The sequence below is a fragment of the Brucella oryzae genome (assembly GCF_041929965.1).
In the GTDB taxonomy this organism is placed as follows: domain Bacteria; phylum Pseudomonadota; class Alphaproteobacteria; order Rhizobiales; family Rhizobiaceae; genus Brucella; species Brucella oryzae.
This window is the reverse complement of the sequence record NZ_JBHEEO010000005.1, coordinates 245417-264994: the sequence shown is the minus strand read 5'-3', so window position 1 is coordinate 264994 and position 19578 is coordinate 245417. Positions and strand designations below refer to the sequence as shown.

Sequence of the window (19578 nt, the reverse complement as noted above, 5' to 3'; positions counted from 1 at the left end):
AAATGCCTCGCCTGTCAGGACGAGGCACTTTCCCTGGCGATACCCGTCAGTAGCGCGCGTCTTTCGGCTTCTTCATGTTCGGCCAGTCCTTCGCTTTGCCTGCGAAATCAGGCCGCGGCATATGGGTGAAATATTCCGACACGTCGATGGCTTCCTGATCGGTCAGAACACCACCCTGCCCGATGGGCAGATTGTAGTTCTGGGCAGGCGGCATCGCATATTTGACGAACTGCGCCGCCTTGTAGGTGCGTGCCAGACCGGCGCCGATGTTGAAGCTTTCATCGCCCCATAGTGGTGGGAAGATATAGTCACCGGCCTGATCCTTCATGCCTTCACCGGCAGCGCCGTGACAGGTCGAACATTGGGCCGCATAGATTTGCGCACCTTTGACCGGGTCAGGAACAAGGCTTTCGTCGATGGGACCGGCATTGCGGACCGCCACTTTCGTGCCCTTTTTCACATCCTGGCGCAGCCAGTCCATATAGGCGATCATTGCCTTCATGTCGGCCCCATCAGGCGGCAGCGGCTTGCCGTTCATCGAACGCTGGAAACAGCCATTGATGCGCAACACCAGATCGACTTCCTTGCCTGCACGGGGCATGACGGCGGGATAGAAATTGCTGGTATTGATATAGGAGGCGACGTTATCCATCTTGCCCTGCCCCATGTGGCAAGAGTTACAGTTCAGGCCGTTGCCGACATTGTCGGGCAGAAGCCGCGCCGTTTCGTTGAGCAGCCGCTTGCCATGCATGATCTCGGACGCGTTCGGCTGCTTGAGAATGTCACGGTCCGGCGGGATGACATAGGTTCCAACCTGCTTCTTGTCCTTGTCCAGAACAGCATAGGCTTGGGGAGCCGGGGCATCCAGCGAGGGCCGCAGGTGATTGAAGAGGAAGGCGCCCCCCGTTACCGCCACGGCAAAACCGGCACCGAGAACGACAATCGTACTGGTTTTCATTGCTTGTTCTCCGGAACGTAATGGACGGGCTTGTGAGCGATTTCACGTCGCATACGTGCGATATCCTGCTCCGTTATGGCAGCGCCATGATTGCCCCAGCCGTTGCGAATAAAGTTGAGGATTTCAGCGACCTGCCAGTTCGGAAGATTGGCGAAGCCCGGCATGGTGAAAGCCATCTTGTCCGCCGGTGTATCAGGCGTCCTGCCTCCGGTCAGTGTGACCTGAATGAGCGAGCTTGGATCATCGGCAAAGACAATCGAATTGCCAGCAAGTGCGGGATAGATGCGTGGCGCGCCCTTGCCGTCCATGCGGTGGCAGACCGAACATTGCTCGACATAGGACAGGGCGCCCGGTGCACTGAAATCTCCAGCCTTGAGCGCCGCGGTCGTCACGTCTTCCTTCGGCTGCCATTCACGCACGCGTCCTTCGCTTGGCTGTAGCGACTTCAGATAGCGGGCAATTGCACGCAGATCATCTTCCGCAAGATATTGGGTCGAGTGCTGCACGACATCGGCCATTGAACCGAATGCCGCTGTGCGGTCTGTTCGTCCTGTCTTGAGGAAAGTGACGATCTCGTCTTCAGCCCACGTCGAAAGCCCCGTATCCTGATCGCGCAGATTCTTCGCATACCAGCCTTCCAGAACCGAGCCGGACAGGAACTTGCCCTTCGGATCGTTCTTCACCGCTTTTTCTTCATAGGCGAGACCACGTGGCGTATGGCACGCGCCGCAATGACCGAGCCCCTCGACCAGATAAGCGCCGCGTGCGATCACCGGATCAGTGTCCGCTGCAATTTCGAACGGACGCGAATTTCCAAAGAAAAGCTGCCAGTAAGCGAGCGGCCAGCGCATATTGGTCGGCCATGGCAGAGTGCTGGGCTGGTTGTCCTGCTTTACCGGCTCCACCTTCGACATGAAGAATGCGTAAAGCGCCTTTATGTCTTCATCATTCACGACCGTATAGGAGACAAAGGGCATTGCCGGATAAAGATGAACATTATCCCGGCGCACGCCCTGCCGCACCGCACGCTCGAAATCGGCATAGCTGTAGCCGCCGATGCCAGTTTCATTGTCGGGCGTGATGTTTGTGGAATAAATCGTGCCGAGCGGCGTCTGCATGCCGAGCCCGCCCGCAAACGCCCTGCCGCCCGGCGCCGTATGACAGGCCGCGCAGTCGCCTGCCTGGGCGATATATTCGCCCTTTTCGATCAACGCTTTATCGGTAACATCGATAGTGCTTTCCTGTTTGGCCGTCAGCCAATGGGGTGTTGAAAGCGCAAAGAGCCAGGCTGCGGCTAGCGCACCCGCGCCGCCGACCGCCGCTTTCCAGATCAGTTTCATGTGCCCTCCGACACCATTCCCTTGTGATGAGGAGAACATCGAAGATTCGGAAGGAAGGGGCATTGACCGCGATCAAAACCTATCGGGATCAATGTTTAGCGTTCTACAAAAGCAATAACTAATGCACTCTTAGCGTGCTTGATAGATGATGCAAATCGCATTAGGGGCAGCACCCTCCCGGAGCGCAATTCTATATGACCGCATCAAATCAGCACCTCAATTGTTTGTTCAACACGCATCATATCCGAAAACCGTTTCTCACTTTTCGGGATGCGTTCTTAGCCTGCAAAGATCACCAGCTTTAAGAATAAGTGAGAAAAAGCTAGGTAAATCAAATAAAAAGGCATTGCAGCAACCGCTAACAGAAGGCATGATTGCGCTCGTGGGGGGCTTATATTGCAATCGTCGGAGAGGACGGAATGGATCGCGCCCTTCAAAATGGCAACCAGTCATCGGACGGCACAACTACAGACGATACGATGACGCTTGAAGCCGTCGAACTGGAGTTTGCGCTTGGAGCCATCGACGTCCTTATCGAAGGTTTTGATTCCGCGCTTGCCAAGGCCGCTGAACGGGTGGGCGGCGAAGTTCTTTTCAATATGCCAGCTCTCGACACCAGCGAAGCACAGCGCATCGGTGCAATTGCCATTGCCGGACAACCGGAAGATCAGGTTATTTTCGTCACATTGCGCAATGACGGCACGACGCTGTCCGTTGAACCGCCAACAGGCGAAAATGCCGTTTTTGAAAGCCTTGGCCGCAACTACGCCGCCGTCATGAAAAGCCTTTCTCCGAAGGAAAAAGTCAACGGCGCCTGAACGGGATTATTTCGGCACCGCAGGCTTTGGAACCCCCGCATGAAGATTGTGCGGAGCAACCGGGTTGAGCGTCATCGTCGTCTCGACATCCTTGAGACGCACGAATTTCATCCCCTTCGCTTTCAAGGCTAGAACGCCTTTGGCCACGCCTTCGCCCGCTGACCGCGTTGGTTGGTTGATATGCGAGATAATGACATCGCCGTCACGCGCGGCGGTGATGCGGCGCTCGACCGTCGGCGCCAACAACGAGGCGCCCTGATCGCCATTCAGTGAATAGCCGCCGATCTTATAGCCCATGCTGGTGGCAAGCTTGATGGCATCGGTCGAATAACGGGCCGTCGCATCGCGATACCAGCCAGGCTTTGACACTCCGGCATCGATGATAGCCATCGCGCCGGCATCGATTTCCAGATGGATGGCTTCAAGCGAACCTGCCGTCCTGATACCGTACATTTTTGGCTCGTTCGTGATGGCCGGAATATGCATTGCGCCATGGTTCTCGATATCGAACAGATCGGCATTGGCCTTCAGAACCGCCATGGCCGCTTGGTTCTGCTTTATCCATCGTCCCGTCACGAAGATCGTCGCTGGAATACGGTTCTGCACCAGCATGTCCAGAATGCGATGATCGGTCTTGCCCATGCAGGCATCAAGCGTCAACGCCACCTGTGGCGATGCAGCGCCACCCCGCGCGATATGCAATTGCGGCTCAACGATCTTGATCGTGTCACGCGCAGCTTTGTTCTCCGCTCGCTCCTGCGGCGAGATATCGTATGCACTGGCAATGCCAGTCGTGGCGAGAATGACGGCTCCTGCCGCAGCAATACAACGAAGCATGACAATATCTTCTGAAAATGGCTTAACTACCGGGGACTACTCCGGCAGCTAAGCCAAATTGTGGCGTGCTGTCAAACCTTGCGTATGGCCGACTGCGCGGCGGCAAGACGGGCAATCGGCACGCGGAAGGGCGAACAGGAAACATAGTCGAGACCTGTCTTTTCGCAGAAGGCGATCGACGCCGGATCACCACCATGCTCGCCGCAGATGCCGAGCTTCAGTTTCTCGCGGGTCTTCCGTCCGCGTTCGGCGGCGATTTCCACCAGTTCACCGACGCCTTCAAGATCGAGCGATACGAACGGATCCTGTTCGATCACACCCCGCTGTTGATAGGAAGTCAGGAAGGACGACGCATCATCGCGTGAAATGCCGAATGTCGTTTGCGTCAAATCGTTGGTGCCAAACGAGAAGAACTCAGCCGTTTCGGCAATTTCGGCAGCGCGCAAGGCTGCGCGCGGCAGTTCGATCATCGTGCCGACCATATAGTCGATCTTGACGCCTGCCTCACCCATGACTTCCTTGGCAACGGCATCAATACGCGCCTTGACGAAATCGAGTTCTGATTTCAGACCAACCAGCGGCACCATCACTTCCGGCACCACATGTTCGCCGGTTTTTTTGCCTGCTTCGACGGCAGCTTCGAAAATCGCCCGCGCCTGCATTTCCGCGATTTCCGGATAGGATACAGCCAGACGGCAGCCGCGATGGCCCAGCATCGGGTTGAATTCATGCAAGGCGTCGGCGCGCTCACGCAGCTTTGCTGCATCGACACCCATTGAGCGGGCAACCTCTGCGGCTTCCTCGTCGGTGTGCGGCAAAAACTCGTGCAATGGCGGGTCGAGCAGACGGATCGTGACCGGTAGCCCCTTCATGATCTCGAACAGCTCGATGAAATCGGAACGCTGCATCGGCAGAAGCTTTGCCAGAGCCGTGCGTCGGCCTTCTTCATTGTCGGAAAGAATCATCTCGCGCATGGCAACGATGCGGCTTCCGTCGAAGAACATGTGTTCGGTACGGCAAAGGCCGATGCCTTCCGCACCGAACGAACGCGCCGTGCGTGCATCTGCTGGCGTTTCGGCATTGGCACGAACCTTCATCCGGCGGGTACGATCAGCCCATTCCATCAACCTTCCGAAATCGCCGGAAAGTTCAGGCTGCAGCATCGAGACAGCGCCTTTCAGAACCTGCCCCGTACCGCCATCGACGGTGACGACATCACCTTTCTTGAAGGTCTGACCTGCTGCGAGCATGACACCATTGCGATAATCAACGCGAAGCGATCCTGCGCCGGAAACGCAAGGCTTGCCCATGCCGCGTGCGACAACCGCTGCGTGACTGGTCATGCCGCCGCGCGTTGTCAGAATGCCCTCCGCCGCGTGCATGCCGTGAATATCTTCCGGGCTGGTCTCGATGCGAACGAGAATAACCTTTCGGCCTTCCGACTTTGCCTGTTCGGCATCTTCCGACGAGAAGACGATTTCGCCCGTCGCAGCACCCGGCGATGCGGGCAGCCCCTGACCGATAACCTGACGCTCCGCACGCGGGTCGATGGTCGGGTGCAAAAGCTGGTCAAGCGCTGCCGGATCGACGCGCAGAACCGCTTCCTCCTCGGAAATGAGACCTTCGCCTGCCATTTCGACGGCCATTTTCAATGCTGCTTTGGCGGTGCGCTTGCCCGAACGGGTCTGGAGCATCCACAGTTTGCCGCGTTCAATGGTGAATTCGAGATCCTGCATATCGCGATAATGCTGTTCCAGCCGGTTGGCGACGTTCAGGAATTCAGCGAAGGCATCCGGCATTACCTTCTCAAGCGACGGCTTGTCGGAACCGGCTGCGATACGCGCTTCCTCGGTGATGTTCTGCGGCGTGCGGATACCGGCAACGACGTCTTCGCCCTGTGCATTGACGAGGAACTCGCCGTAAAGCTTCTTCTCGCCCGTCGAAGGATTACGCGTGAAGGCCACGCCCGTCGCAGAGGTCTCACCCATATTGCCAAACACCATAGCCTGGACATTGACCGCCGTGCCCCAGGCCGCCGGGATATTGTGCAAGCGGCGATAGGTGATGGCGCGTGCATTCATCCAGCTTGAGAAGACGGCTCCGATGGCACCCCAGAGCTGTTCGCGCGGGTCTTGCGGGAAAGGCTGACCGAGTTCTTCCTCGACCTTCGCCTTGTAAGACCCGATGACACCTTTCCAGTCTTCTGCCGTCAACGCCGTATCGACCTCAATGCCGAGATCGGCCTTCTTGTCTTCAAGAATTTCTTCAAAGAAGCCATGGTCGACGCCCAGCACGACATCCGAATACATCTGTATGAAACGGCGGTAGCTGTCATAGGCAAAGCGCTCATCACCCGCCTCACGGGCAATGGCCTGCACCGTCTCGTCATTGAGGCCGAGATTGAGCACCGTGTCCATCATGCCCGGCATGGACGCACGAGCACCGGAACGCACCGACACTAGAAGCGGCTTTTCGGCATCGCCGAAATTACGCCCTGTCACTTTCGCGATATAGGCCAGAGCCGCCTGAACCTGATCGTTCAGCTCGGACGGATAGGTACGCTCGTGATCGTAATAATAGGTGCAGACTTCGGTCGTGATGGTAAAGCCCGGAGGCACCGGAAGACCAAGGCTGCTCATTTCAGCCAGGTTCGCTCCCTTGCCGCCGAGAAGATTACGGTCGCTTGCCGCACCTTCTGCCTTGCCGTCGCCGAACGTGTACACCCACTTCGCCATCATGGCCTCCCTTGATGCAGGATAGGCTCACGAAAGGCTTGCAACAGTTGCAAGCACTCCCAGAACCTGCTTCCCGTTGCTTATGCGATCCGCAAGGCTGCTGCCAACCAAAAAAGACAAGCCGCGACAATAGAATCGATTAGAGACGGGATTGGCTGGACAAAGGCCACATAACTGATTGACTCTGCTGGCCAGATAGAGCAAGAATGAGAACAAATAAGGAACATACTGGAGTTCGGCCATGCGTATCACAGGCAAGCTTGACTATCTGGAAATGCCGGCGGGAAACGGCTCGCTCGATGCGACGAAAAGTTTCTATGCGCGCGCCTTCGGCTGGTCATTCATCGATTACGGCCCAACCTATTCGGCCTATTCCGAAGGGCTTGATGGCGGCTTTGACGCCGACCTGCAAGCGACAGCAAAGCCGCTGCCCGTGCTCTATGCGCTGGAGCTGGAAGGCGCGCTGGAGGCTGTTACCGATGCGGGCGGCACGATTGTGAAACCCATCTTCTCGTTCCCCGGCGGCCGGCGTTTTCATTTTACAGATCCAGCCGGAAACGAACTTGCCGTGTGGAGTGACCGGTAATCCTGTTTGTGGCGGCGCGATGACGAGTTTCAGTGAATATGCTCGGCAGAAGCGCGATCTACCGTTTCCATCTGCAATGTGGTGTGGTGGAGATCGTATTTCTCCTGCAAGACCTGTTCAACCGCACAGCGCACGGTTTCACCCTCTGCCCCGGCGGCCAGCACGATATGCGCAGTCAGGGATTTCTGGTTCTTGGTCAGCGACCAGACATGCAGGTCGTGGAGCGTCACTACACCGGGTACAGCCAGAACGGCTTTTCGCAGATCATTGAGATCCAGGCCAGCCGGAACACCTTCCAGCAGAATATTGATACATTCCTTGAGCAGCACCCAGGTACGCGGAAAGACCATAAAACCGATAGCGATCGCGATCAGTGAATCCACCCATTCCCATCCGGTCAGATAAATGATCACAGCACCGACGATCACACCGACAGAGCCCAGCATATCCGCCCATACCTCAAGATAAGCGCCCTTGACATTAAGGCTTTCGTCCTTGTGCCCCATCAAAACCCGCATGGATATCAGGTTGACGATCAAACCAAGCACCGCAACAACCATCATGCCCACAGACTGCACATCAGCGGGGCGCGAAAGACGCTCATAGGCTTCATAAAGGATATAGAAAGCCACGCCCAGCAACAGGAGTGCATTGACCGTCGCCGCAAGGATCTCGAAGCGAGCATAGCCATAAGTGCGAAGAATATCGGCTGGCCGTCGGCCCAGATAGATGGCGATCAGGGCAAGGAGAAGCGCAAAACTGTCCGTTGCCATGTGCATGGCATCGGATAAAAGCGCGAGACTGCCGGTGACGAAACTGCCGATAATCTCGGCAATCATGAAAAGGCTGGTCAGCGCGAAAGCGATCCATAGTCTCGGAAGAGGTGTGTCGCTAACGTCTCCATGATCGTGATCGCCGCTCATACCGTCCTCCGTACAGATTATGCTCTATCTTTTTGTTTTTACGCATGTCTTTATCCCAAAACCGGTTCCCACTTTTGGGAGACATGCTCTAGCTTGCTTCGCGTAGTTGTTCCGCAGTCTGCAAGTCCACGGAAACGAGCTGGCTTACACCCTGTTCACCCATGGTCACACCGAATAGACGGTTCATGCGCGCCATGGTGATCGGGTTATGTGTGATAACCACGAAGCGCGTTTCAGTTGAAGCCGCCATTTCGTCCATCAGATTGCAGTAGCGCTCGACATTGTGGTCATCGAGCGGTGCGTCCACTTCGTCCAGCACGCAGATCGGCGCCGGATTGGTAAGGAACACCGCGAAAATGAGTGCCATAGCTGTCAACGCCTGCTCACCGCCTGAAAGCAGCGTCATGGTCTGCGGCTTCTTGCCGGGCGGACGGGCAAGAATTTCAAGCCCGGCTTCCAGCGGATCATCGCTTTCGATCAGCTGCAGTTCAGCCGTGCCGCCACCGAAGAGATGCGTGAACAGGCGCTGGAACTGCACATTTACAACGTCGAACGCAGCCAGCAGACGCTCGCGACCCTCGCGGTTGAGGCTCTGGATTGCCTGGCGCAGCTTCTTAATCGCCTCTATCACGTCTTCGCGCTCAGAGACGATGGTGTCGAGACGCCCAGAGAGTTCCTGCTGCTCCTCATCGGCGCGCAGATTGACTGCGCCGAGCCGCTCGCGCTCGATCTTCAACCGCTCCAGCTGACGTTCCAGCTGGTCAGGATCAGGCAAAGCTTCATCCGGCTTCAAGCCGGTCTGGCGAATAGCCTCGTGGGGCGGGCAGTTCAGCGCTTCGGCAATACGGGCTTCTGCATCCTTGCGCCGCTCTTCTGCCGCCGCAAGGCGTTCTTCAGCGCGTACCCTCTGTTCGCGGCTTGCCGCCAGTTCCTGGATGGCAAGGGTTGCTATCTTGTCGAGTTCCGCTTGTGCGGCCTCGGCTTCGGCCAGAATGTCGCCTGCCTGTTTGCGCAGGTCATCAGCGTGCGAAAGCTCGTTCAACAATGCGCGGCGGCGGCTCTCGATCTCGTCAGGCGCTTCCGCAAGCGCCTCAGCCTCGTCAGCCGTTTCCGCCCGGCGATCATTCAATGCAGCTATATGGCGGTCAGCATTTTCCGCACGGGATTTCCAGTTGCGGCGTTCCAGCGCAATCATTTCCAATCGCCGTTTGCGGGCATCGGCCTCGCGTCGCAGCCCTTCATAAGCGGCGCGCGCTTCTGCCAGGGCAGTACGATCCGACATGACTTCGCTGTTCAATGCGGCAAGGCGTTCGCCAATCGCATCTATATCCGGCATTTCGCCTAGCCGGTCTTCGGCTTCCGTGACACGGATCTGCGCTTCTTCGAGATTTTCTTCCAGATGTGCCTTGCTGTCTTCCAGACCGGCACGGCGTGTTGCCAACTGACCTGCTGCACGCTCCGCAGCCGCCAGAGCTTCACGCGCTTCGTCAAGCTTGTGCTGGTTTGCCCGCCATTGATCGCGTGCGACGCGCTCCTGCTCGACTGCCTCGCGGACGCCTGCTTCGGTGCGTTGCACATCCTGCTCAGCCTGCTCGGCACGCTTACGCGCAGCAATTGCTTCCTGTTCGAGCTCCGCCAGCCGGTTTTTTTGTGCCAGTCGCTGCGCTGCCGGGGTCGGCGCATCGGCGCTTGCTGTATAACCATCCCAGCGCCACAGCGCACCTGCTTGGCTCACTAGCCGCTGGCCGGGCCGCAACATAGCCTGCAGGCGCTTACCGTCGCCATCCGCAACGACGCCGACCTGTGCCAGCCTGCGGCGCAATTGCTGCGGTCCTTCCACCAGCCGATCCAAAGGCGTCACGCCGTCTGGCAGAGCGGGATCGGCGGTGACAGCAGGGGTGTAGGCCCAGTAGACCGGCGCATGCTCATCGCTGGCCGCATCGAGGTCTTCACCAAGTGCGGCACCGAGCGCGACCTCATAGCCCTTCTCGACACGCAGCTCTTCAACCACCGGCGGGAATTGTCCCGTTTCACCGGCATTCAGAATGCGGGCCAGCGTCTGTGCTTCCGTTTCGATACGGTTCAGTTCCGTGCGCGCTTCGCTCAAAGGCTGGCGACTGGCGGCTTCAGCTTCGCGCGCATTTGCAACAAGCTCTTCCGCGCTGGCCACCATCTCCTCCGCCGAAGCCAGCGCTTCCGCGCAACGGTCAACGACGATGCGCCTTTCCGCCGGGTCGAACAGGCCGCCAATCTGTTCCGCGACCGCGGCGATATCGCGCTCAATCGCTTCCATCTGGACAGAAAGACGGTCACGGCGGTCACGCGTTTCCTTCAAGGCCCGTTCGACCTGCGCGCGCTCCGCGGCGGCTTCGGCGCGCTCCGCGGTCACACGCGACAGCGCATTCTCACTGTCCTGCAAGCGAATTTCCGCTTCCTCGAACAGTGCGCGCAGTTCCTGATCGCGTTCGCCCGACTCCTCGGCAGAGGCGATCAGTTCCTGCTCCTCCTCATCAAGCCGCGCCAGAATGTCGGCGTTCTCGCGCATCATGTCTTCTTCACGCGCAATGTCGGCGGAAAGCTGCTCAAGACGCTTTATCAGTTCGGCCCGGCGGGAACGCACACGCTCGCCTTCCTCGTCAAGCTGGGTTCTCGCTATGGAAAGTCGCTGCAATGCAGCCGCAGCCTTTGCTTCAGCCTCGCGCAGTTCAGGCAGTTTGTGCGCACCGACTCCTTGCGCCTTGGCGGCGTTCATCTGCGCCTGCGCCATATCGCCGACGGCAGACGTCGCCTGTGCCAGGGCGCTTTGCGCCTCGCCTTCCTGCATCTTTGCCTGTGACCAGCGCAAATGCAGGAGTGCAGCTTCCGCCCGGCGAATATCCGCGGAAAGGGCCTTGAAGCGGTTCGCCTGGCGTGCCTGACGTTTCAGGCTTTCGATCTGGCTGCCCAACTCGCCCACCACATCGTCCAGACGCTCAAGATTGGTCTCGGCAGCCCGCAGGCGCAGCTCGGCCTCATGACGGCGCGTATGGAGACCGGAAATGCCAGCCGCTTCTTCCAGAAGCGCGCGACGGGCCTGCGGCTTCGCCTGAATAAGCTCACCGATACGTCCCTGCCCGACCATGGACGGCGAACGTGCGCCGGTAGACTGGTCCGCGAAAAGGAGCTGCACATCCTTGGCGCGGGCTTCCTTCCCATTGATGCGGTATACTGACCCGGATTCACGCTCGATGCGGCGAGAGACCTGCAACTCGTCCGCATCATTATAAGCGGCGGGCGCTGTGCGATCGGAATTATCCAGAAAAAGCGTGACTTCCGCGGTATTGCGGGCAGGCCGCGTGGCAGAGCCGGAGAAGATCACATCATCCATGCCGGAGGCGCGCATGTTCTTGTACGAGTTTTCCCCCATCACCCAGCGCAGCGCTTCGACAAGATTGGATTTACCGCAGCCATTCGGACCGACAACGCCGGTCAGCCCGCCTTCGATGACGAACTCCATCGGTTCGACAAAGGATTTGAAACCGACGAGGCGCAACTTGGAGAAGCGCATTAATAGACTCCTCCCATTGTCACCTTAGAAACGCAAAAAGCGGGTGCAAGGGAGCGCCCGCTTTTCGATCTGAAAAACGGATCAGAGAAGCTTGTCGATGATTGCCGACATTTCGTCAACCGAAAGCGCTCCAGCGTATTTTTGTCCGTTAATGAAGAAAGTCGGCGTTGCACTCACACCGAAATCCTTCGACCCACGCTCCATCGTGGCTCTCACATCATCGAGAAGTTGCTGGTTCGTCAAGCAAGCCTTGAAGGACTCCTGTGTAAAACCAGCAAGTTTCGCGATTTGCAGAAGAGCCGCTTCGCCATCTTCAGCCGTCGCCCACTGCTGTTGCTGTTTGAAGAAAACATCGACCATCGGGAAGTAACGATCTTCTGGTGCGCAGCGCGCCAGCATGAATGCAGCCGTCGCGCGCGGATCGAATGGAAATTCGCGGAAGATGAGCCGCGCTTTGCCCGTATCGATATATTTTTCCTTGATTTTCGGGAATGTATTGATCGTGAAATCCGCGCAATGCGGGCAAGTCAGGGATGCGTATTCAACGATGGTAACGGGCGCGTCGGCCTTGCCGTAGACCATGTCCTTGAGCTTACCGGGTTCGGCAATCTTGGCCGCATCGACTGTGCCTTCAGGATCGCGCTGCTGCGCATTCGCGCTGCCGGCAAAAGCCAGCCCGGCAGCAGCCGCTCCGGCAAGTGAAATAACGTGTCTGCGATTAAGCGCTGCAGGCATCCGAATCATCCAGTCCTGTTTCAATAGTTGACTTCGACATACAATTTAGAGCGGCAGATCACACTTCGCTAGACCCGCTGCGTTCACATGAAAGTCAGAACCTCGGATTATTTGTCTTCAAATCTGCGACAATAAATTAAGATTCTGAACACAAACTCCTGAAAGCTTGCATCAATTTTATGGCAGTAGATTGAATTCAGCTGTCCTTGCCGCCTTTTTGACCGATTGCCCGCTTCTCAGCGAGAATATTTTTGCCAAGACGCGCGAGAGCTGCACGAAGCGCATCGTCTTCGATGCCGTCCGTAGCCTTGTCGATGCGGCGTTCTTCCGCAGGTCCGAGCGGCGCCAATCGCTTCACGCGGCGTTTGGGCGGGATGACCGGCGGTTTCTGCTCGATGCGAATGCGCCCGACCGCCGAGAATCCGAGAAAACCATTGATACGACTGATGATTTCCCCTGTTTCATGCTGGACTTGCAGGGCTGCGAACCCTTCACAGGCAATGATCAGCGTTGCGGGTGAAAAGGGATCGTCGTCATGCAGGCGACGCGGCCAGATGATCCGCAAAGGACGTGAGGTTGCCCCGATCGCGGGACCGACAATATCTTCCCAGGATTGAAGCAAGGCGAGATTGATACCGGCACGCTTTTGCAGCATCGGGTCCACCAGTCCCGAAGCCATATCTGCCAGCGGCCTGAAGCCGCGTCTGGTTGTTGGTTCGCTCATCGTGCTCCATTATAGCCGCGAAACCATTCGACAAACAAAGGAATACCCTGATCGAGTGTTGTTTTCGGGCTAAAGCCAAGATCACGTGCGGCCAGTGCAATATCGGCATAGGTGCGCGGCACGTCGGCAGCTGGCATAGGTTCCAGTGTGCGAATTGCCTCCTTACCGGTCGCTTTTTCGATCGCAGCGATAAAATCGTTGAGCATAACGGGGCGGTTGTTGCCGAGATTGTAGACAGGTGCCGTATCCTCCGGCTTGTCGAGTATGCGTCGCACCGCGCCGACCACACCGCTGACGATGTCGTCCACGAAGGTGAAGTCCCGCTGCATCTCACCATTGTTGAACACCCGGATCGGTTCGCCCTTGAGGATCGCAGATGTGAACAACCACGGGGCCATATCCGGCCTTCCGTATGGGCCATAGACCGTAAAAAAGCGCAAACCGGTGGAGTGCAATTTGTGCACGTGGCGGTAGGAATAGGCCAGCAATTCGCCCGAGCGCTTCGTTGCGGCATAAATCGAGACGGGATGATCGACAGGATCGCTTTCGGAGAAAGGAACCTTTTCGTTCGCGCCATAAACCGACGATGAGCTCGCATAGACGACCGGTGGGCGCTTCTCCAGTCCCAGCGCGGTTTCGAAGACCGTAACCTGTCCCTGAACATTGGCGGAAATATAGGCCGCAGGGTTCTCGATGGAATAACGTACCCCCGCCTGTGCTGCCAGATGCACGATGATATCTGCGTCCCGATCAGCCCCAATAGCAGCATTGAACGCTCCTGCATCCGAAATATCCGCCTTCGCAAAACGGAAACCTTCACGCATATGAAGCTTCGAAAGGCGCGTTTCCTTCAAGGCGACCGGATAATAGTCATTCACATTGTCGATGCCGATGACCTGCCAGCCCTCATCCAGCAGGCGCTGTGCGGTATGGAACCCGATGAACCCGGCAGCGCCCGTTACAATCGCTTTCATACAGGTGATTTCTTTCCAAAAATATACGAGGCGAGGCCTGCACGCCGTGCTGCCATGATGCGTCTCGATGCAGCCGCGTTCAGTGCCGCGAGGAAGAACATCGTTGAGGCAATGGTTACCTCGTGCAACAATGGATTATGCAGCATGCCGTAGCTACCGCACACCAAGGCGAAGTAGATCAAAGCTCGCCGCATTGCCCAGCTATCGGCGGTACGCCACAAATAGATGAAGATGGAGATGAAGGCGCCAGCCATGAATACGAGGCCCAAAATGCCGTCGTTCAACAACTCATCCAAGACCGTGTTGTGAACATGACGAAAACCATCCAGCATCGCGGCTTTGTCTCCCGCTTCGGCCTTCACGTAATCCATTTTTGAGTAGGAACCAACGCCTGTCAACGGGTGGGCTTCAATGACATGGGCTGCACTTTTCCACATGACCTCACGAATGTCAGCCGAGATTTTGTCCTCCCAATCGGCGGCACGCCCAGTATCGTAATATTCCACCATTCCGGAAAAACGCTTGGACATGATATTCCCGACAGGTCCGACGACGATAAGAGCTGCCATCGCTGCAATCAATGCAGCATAGACGGCTCCTTGCTGCCTTATACTGAAGCGTCTCAGGAAAAGCATAATCTCCACCGCAGCGAAAATGGGCAGCACCACGATGACCGCTCGTGTCTCAGACGTCAAAACCGCTGCAAACCCCAGAACCAACCAATGTGGGCCGTTCGGTAAGTATCGTGAGGCCCTATGCAACGGGATTGCAGCAGAGATCGCCGCTACTCCAGCCACGAATGCAAAGACTGCCTGGTTGCCACCGATACCGATGCGCCCGCCGTCTGTCGCCGAAAGATAGACTGCAGCAATGACGGCAAGCAAAGTGCCAACCCGCGCCCCGAGGACATAGGCTCGCAGCGGATCACGGACGAGTACCATCCCCGACCCGGCAAAAGCGAAAACAGTGATGAGCAGAGTATAACCGATCTGTCGATTATCCTGAAATGGTTCCCCGCGGAACAGGATCAATCCCAACGACCAGACGCCGTATAGCACTATGAAAAGGTAGAATTTCCTGGCGAACATGCGGGTTGTCGCGTGACGACCGCAGGCCAGATAAATACCGATACATGAGAAGACGAAAAGTAACAGCGGTCCTATACCGACACGAATGGGCATTGCCGCCGATGCGATTCCGAGTACCCAAGAATCCACCCGGCGACGTAAAAGAAAAGACTTTTTAAAATAACTCAATCTTCTGCCTCTTTCAGGCTCTTCCTGTTTAAAGCGTAAGCGATTCGCCGGACATAGTCAGTTGCTCGAAAGCCAAGTGTGCTAATCCTTTTGTACATCGGCAAACGCGCTTTGGCATAAGCCGAGCGCCCCTGTGCGATCGTCGATTCTGTGACTGAAAAGGAGACCAGAGGCACATTCGTCGTGAATATTTCATGCCCTTTTGACCATCCGCGTTCAAGCTCAACATCATACGGCAAATGCATTGTGCGGATGGAGTTGCTGAGTTTTCTCGCCGCCTGCCTCGTCACCAGATATGCAGCCGCACTTCCCATCGGTCCATGTAAACTACGCCCAACGGCAATTTCATCATTCACCTGCAGGAAAGAACGAAATGCCGAGAGGCGATGATTTACGAGCTTGATTACGTCCCAGCCTTGAATATGCGTCATTTGCTCCACTGAGGCACTGAACGCGGGAGGCAACACCACATCATCCTCCACAATCACTGCGAAAGGCTCCGGTGCATCGGCTATGGCTTCCAATGCCCGAATATGGCTGAAATAACAGCCTATTTCTGCAGGCAATGCCACTTTACCGTGCCACCGGCGGAACCCAGCATCATCGAAATGCGCCAGTTCTTCCGGCGAAAGCAATTTTCCTTCGATGGCCTCCACGCGCCGAAGATCAATCGAAAGCGCATCGGCATTGGACTTCAGCCTGTCCCAGCGGTCTCGCGATCGCGCAAGATTGATGACATAGACAGGTATAGGACGATCCACTTATTCTCTTTCCGCCACAAGCACTGGAGCACACCGGAGACTCACAGATAAACTTCTATGCGCTACGCCCCAATATACACAGCATTGTTTCTATCAATTGTAAAAATAAGGCATTAATCAGAATGTTGCCCAACTGTTATCTCACGTACATTTCATGCTGAATTCTGCCATTTCCGATCGAAGCACAAAGCTCCTGCACTGGTATGACCGACACCATAGGGTTTTGCCGTGGCGTGTAGGTCCGGTCGAACAGGCATCCGGCATCAAGCCCGACCCTTACCGTGTCTGGCTTTCCGAGATCATGCTCCAACAGACAACAGTTGAAGCAGTAAAAAGCTATTTCAACGTTTTTGTGGCACGCTGGCCGACCGTTCAGGACATGGCAAAGGCAAGTGAAGACGATATTCTTCGAGCATGGGCCGGGCTCGGCTATTATTCGCGCGCACGTAACTTGAAGAAATGCGCCGACGCCGTAGTCATGCAATATGACGGCAAGTTTCCGGACAATGTTGAGGGGTTGAAGGAACTGCCTGGCATCGGTGATTACACTTCCGCGGCAATCGCAGCAATCGCGTTTGGCGAAGCTGCAGCAGTCGTCGACGGCAATGTGGAGCGCGTAATTTCGCGGCTTTACACAATCGATACGCCCCTGCCCGCAGCAAAAACGGAAATCCGCGCGCTCATGGGTCAATTGACTCCCACCGACAGGCCGGGAGACTTTGCTCAGTCCATGATGGATCTGGGAGCAACCATTTGCACGCCACGACGCCCGGCCTGTGCGATCTGTCCGGTTAACGAAGATTGCATGGCGCTCGCGTCGCGCGATCCGGAAGAGTTTCCGGTCAAGGCACCCAAGGCGGAAAAACCCGTTCGCACCGGGGCGGCTTTCATCGCCATTGCGGGGGATGGTTCAATCCTCCTACGCAAACGGAAAGGTGAAGGCCTGCTTGCCGGGATGACTGAGGTTCCAGGCAGCCATTGGACCGCGCGTATCGACGGAGATGCAACGGTCAATGCGGCACCGTTCCCGGCACAATGGACCGCTTCCGGTTCAATCACACATGTTTTCACCCACTTCGAACTGCGATTGTCAGTCTACCGCTCCGAGAATGTCAGTAAGGCTGCATCCACGGATGGATGGTGGTCTCGACCGGACGAACTTTCGGACGAGGCACTGCCGACTGTCATGAAGAAGGCGATTACCGCCGCCATTCCAGAGGCTTTCAAACGGGAGAGGAAGCACCGTTGAGCAATCCCATCAAGCATGTCGTTTTCGATATTGGCCGGGTTCTGATCCATTACGATCCTGAACTTGCTTATCTCGATGTCATTCCCGATACGTCGGAAAGACGTTGGTTTCTGGAAAATATTTGCACCAGCGCGTGGAATATCGAACAGGACCGCGGCAGAAGCTGGGAGGAAGCGGAAGCGCTTCTGATCGATACATATCCGGAGAAAAGCGATCACATCCGTGCATTCCGGCAAAACTGGAACCGCATGGTGCCGCACGCATATGAGGACAGCGTCGAAGTTCTGCGCAGCCTGATCGGGCACGGCAACGATGTTACCATGCTGACGAATTTCGCTTCAGACACTTTCCGCGAAGCACAGATTCGCTTTCCCTTTCTGACCGAAAGCCGGGGCGTCACCGTATCGGGCGACATTCATATGCTGAAACCCGACCGCGAAATCTACGATCATCACGTTGCATCGTTCGACCTTGATCCCGCGGCAACGCTTTTCATAGATGACACGATGCACAATGTGGATGGTGCCAGACAGGCTGGCTGGCAGGCGGTGCATTTTACGGATGCGGACAAGCTGAGAGCCGATTTGAAGGCCTTGGGTCTCACCTTCTAAGCCTAGAATAGCGAAGGCGCCCGAAGCCGATGCTTCGAGCGCCTCACTATCAGACTATGCTGGAGGCCGTCCGATAACTTGTGTTTGCGCATCTTTTTCCGAAAACCGCTCCGCACTTTTCGGGATGCGCTCTAAGCGCCCGCAACTGCCATCTGGTCGCGGATGACCTTGCGCAAGGCGTCGATTGGCTTCAGCGCGCCGTTTTCCTCATAGTGCCAGAAAGTCCATCCATTGCAGGCATCAAAGCCCTGGACCTTTGCACCCATACGATGGATCGAACCCGCTTCACCGTTGGCAGCCAGCGTACCATCCGCCCTAACAATGGCAGCAAAACGGCGACGCTCATCGGAAAGCACCGTGCCGGGGCGAAGAAGGCCTGCTTCGAGGACACTGGTGAATGCCACACGCGGTTCAGCCCGCTTGCCGGTCATCACTGTCAGTTCGGCTTTGCCGAGCGGTTCAACAGCATCGATGCGTGCCGTTGCCGCATCGATATAGCTCTGTTCGCGCTCTATGCCGACAAAGTGGCGTCCGAGGCGCTTGGCAACTGCACCCGTTGTCCCGGAACCGAAGAATGGATCGAGAATAACGTCGCCGGGCTTGCTGGATGCCATCATGATACGGGCAAGCAGCGCTTCCGGCTTCTGGGTTGGATGAACCTTGTCACCGTTTTCGTCTTTCAGGCGTTCAGAACCGGTGCAGATCGGGAACAGCCAATCCGAGCGCATCTGTATGTCGTCATTGGCGGCCTTCATCGCTTCATAGTTGAAGGTGTAGCCTTTACCCTTCTGGTCACGCGAGGCCCAGATCAGCGTTTCATGGGCATTCTGGAAGCGACGACCGCGGAAATTGGGCATCGGGTTCGTCTTGCGCCAGATGATGTCGTTCAACAGCCAGAAGCCGAGATCCTGCAACTGCGAGCCAACCCGAAAAATGTTGTGGTAAGAACCGATGACCCAGATGGTGCCATTCGGCTTCAAGACACGGCGGCAGGCCATAAGCCAGGCACGCGTGAAGGCATCATAGGCTTGAAAGCTCTCGAACTGGTCCCAATGATCGTCAACTGCGCTGACCATCGACTGGTCGGGACGATGCAAATCGCCACCCAGCTGGAGATTATATGGAGGATCGGCAAAAATGACGTCCACGGAATGATCCGGCAGGCGTTCCAGAGCCGCGACGCAATCACCTTTGATGATGGAGTCAAGCCAGGCGGTACGCGGAGCCTCGATGGGCAACTCATGTGCAAGACGTACAAGAGACATGGGATACTCGATTACCTGTGGACGCAAAAAACTTGTCCTTATGGTTACCGGGTAGGGTAAATATGCAGTTAACGCCAAGTGATTGAAATCGTAAATCTTTTCTTAACCGGGAGGGAAAGACCGCAGTTCCGGGCTTTTCGCGGTTAATTGGCACTCGACATTTTACCGCCTGTCATCTTAACGCCGTGATCGCTATGCAATGGTGGCTTTCTCATCGTGCCATCGATAAGGCTTGGTTATTCCTTTTTGCCTATAATCG

The 19578-nt window shown here is 56.5% G+C and carries 16 protein-coding genes; 4 read left to right on the top strand and 12 right to left on the bottom strand.

Annotated elements, in window-relative coordinates; all coding sequences use genetic code 11:
- Positions 1-46 precede the first annotated feature (46 nt).
- Positions 47-958 carry a c-type cytochrome gene (locus JNC70_RS07550; RefSeq protein WP_104754768.1) on the bottom strand — a complete coding sequence of 304 codons (912 nt, stop codon included), beginning with the start codon at positions 956-958 and terminating at the stop codon, positions 47-49.
- The gene (locus tag JNC70_RS07545; protein ID WP_104754767.1) at positions 955-2298 is read right to left on the bottom strand and encodes a c-type cytochrome; all 1344 of its coding nucleotides are present in this window, start codon (positions 2296-2298) and stop codon (positions 955-957) included. Before JNC70_RS07545 ends, JNC70_RS07550 begins: the two co-directional genes overlap by 4 nt.
- A 419-nt stretch (positions 2299-2717) precedes the next feature.
- Between JNC70_RS07545 and JNC70_RS07540 the strand changes: the two genes are divergently transcribed.
- Positions 2718-3116: a hypothetical protein gene (locus JNC70_RS07540; RefSeq protein ID WP_104754766.1), complete on the top strand. Its 399-nt coding sequence runs from the start codon at positions 2718-2720 to the stop codon at positions 3114-3116.
- Positions 3117-3122: 6 nt separating this feature from the next.
- Here JNC70_RS07540 and JNC70_RS07535 read toward each other — a convergent pair whose 3' ends face one another.
- Together JNC70_RS07535 and ppdK are read right to left on the bottom strand one after the other, a co-directional pair.
- Complete coding sequence (locus JNC70_RS07535) at positions 3123-3953, bottom strand: polysaccharide deacetylase family protein (protein ID WP_104754765.1); 831 nt, start codon at positions 3951-3953, stop codon at positions 3123-3125.
- Between the two features lie 71 nt (positions 3954-4024).
- Positions 4025-6688: a pyruvate, phosphate dikinase gene (ppdK, locus tag JNC70_RS07530; protein WP_104754764.1), complete on the bottom strand. Its 2664-nt coding sequence runs from the start codon at positions 6686-6688 to the stop codon at positions 4025-4027.
- A 241-nt stretch (positions 6689-6929) separates the two neighbouring features.
- On the opposite strand from ppdK, the gene JNC70_RS07525 reads away from it, so the two are divergent.
- Positions 6930-7274, top strand: a complete 345-nt coding sequence (locus JNC70_RS07525) for a VOC family protein (protein ID WP_104754763.1) — start codon at positions 6930-6932, stop codon at positions 7272-7274.
- 29 nt (positions 7275-7303) lie between these two features.
- Here the strand turns inward: JNC70_RS07525 and JNC70_RS07520 are convergent, their stop codons facing one another.
- From JNC70_RS07520 to JNC70_RS07490, 7 genes are all read right to left on the bottom strand, one after another.
- Positions 7304-8197: a cation diffusion facilitator family transporter gene (locus JNC70_RS07520; RefSeq protein WP_374788571.1), complete on the bottom strand. Its 894-nt coding sequence runs from the start codon at positions 8195-8197 to the stop codon at positions 7304-7306.
- An 88-nt stretch (positions 8198-8285) separates the two neighbouring features.
- On the bottom strand, positions 8286-11744 hold the full coding sequence (gene smc, locus JNC70_RS07515; protein WP_374788570.1) for a chromosome segregation protein SMC: 3459 nt from the start codon (positions 11742-11744) through the stop codon (positions 8286-8288).
- Positions 11745-11825: 81 nt separating this feature from the next.
- Positions 11826-12479, bottom strand: coding sequence for a DsbA family protein (locus tag JNC70_RS07510; RefSeq protein WP_104754760.1), 654 nt, complete (start codon positions 12477-12479; stop codon positions 11826-11828).
- Between the two features lie 196 nt (positions 12480-12675).
- Complete coding sequence (locus tag JNC70_RS07505; RefSeq protein ID WP_104754759.1) at positions 12676-13203, bottom strand: DUF721 domain-containing protein; 528 nt, start codon at positions 13201-13203, stop codon at positions 12676-12678.
- Positions 13200-14177: an NAD-dependent epimerase/dehydratase family protein gene (locus JNC70_RS07500; RefSeq protein WP_374788569.1), complete on the bottom strand. Its 978-nt coding sequence runs from the start codon at positions 14175-14177 to the stop codon at positions 13200-13202. Before JNC70_RS07500 ends, JNC70_RS07505 begins: the two co-directional genes overlap by 4 nt.
- Complete coding sequence (locus JNC70_RS07495) at positions 14174-15358, bottom strand: O-antigen ligase family protein (protein ID WP_374788568.1); 1185 nt, start codon at positions 15356-15358, stop codon at positions 14174-14176. Before JNC70_RS07495 ends, JNC70_RS07500 begins: the two co-directional genes overlap by 4 nt.
- A gap of 71 nt (positions 15359-15429) precedes the next feature.
- Entirely contained in the window at positions 15430-16194 is a 765-nt protein-coding gene (locus JNC70_RS07490; RefSeq protein WP_374788567.1) for a glycosyltransferase family 25 protein, read from the bottom strand.
- Between the two features lie 154 nt (positions 16195-16348).
- Between JNC70_RS07490 and mutY the strand changes: the two genes are divergently transcribed.
- Together mutY and JNC70_RS07480 are read left to right on the top strand one after the other, a co-directional pair.
- Positions 16349-17443: an A/G-specific adenine glycosylase gene (mutY, locus tag JNC70_RS07485; RefSeq protein WP_211692395.1), complete on the top strand. Its 1095-nt coding sequence runs from the start codon at positions 16349-16351 to the stop codon at positions 17441-17443.
- The gene (locus JNC70_RS07480) at positions 17440-18054 is read left to right on the top strand and encodes an HAD family hydrolase (protein ID WP_104754754.1); all 615 of its coding nucleotides are present in this window, start codon (positions 17440-17442) and stop codon (positions 18052-18054) included. Before mutY ends, JNC70_RS07480 begins: the two co-directional genes overlap by 4 nt.
- A 131-nt stretch (positions 18055-18185) precedes the next feature.
- Here JNC70_RS07480 and JNC70_RS07475 read toward each other — a convergent pair whose 3' ends face one another.
- Positions 18186-19319 carry a site-specific DNA-methyltransferase gene (locus tag JNC70_RS07475; RefSeq protein WP_104754753.1) on the bottom strand — a complete coding sequence of 378 codons (1134 nt, stop codon included), beginning with the start codon at positions 19317-19319 and terminating at the stop codon, positions 18186-18188.
- Between the last annotated feature and the right edge of the window lie 259 nt (positions 19320-19578).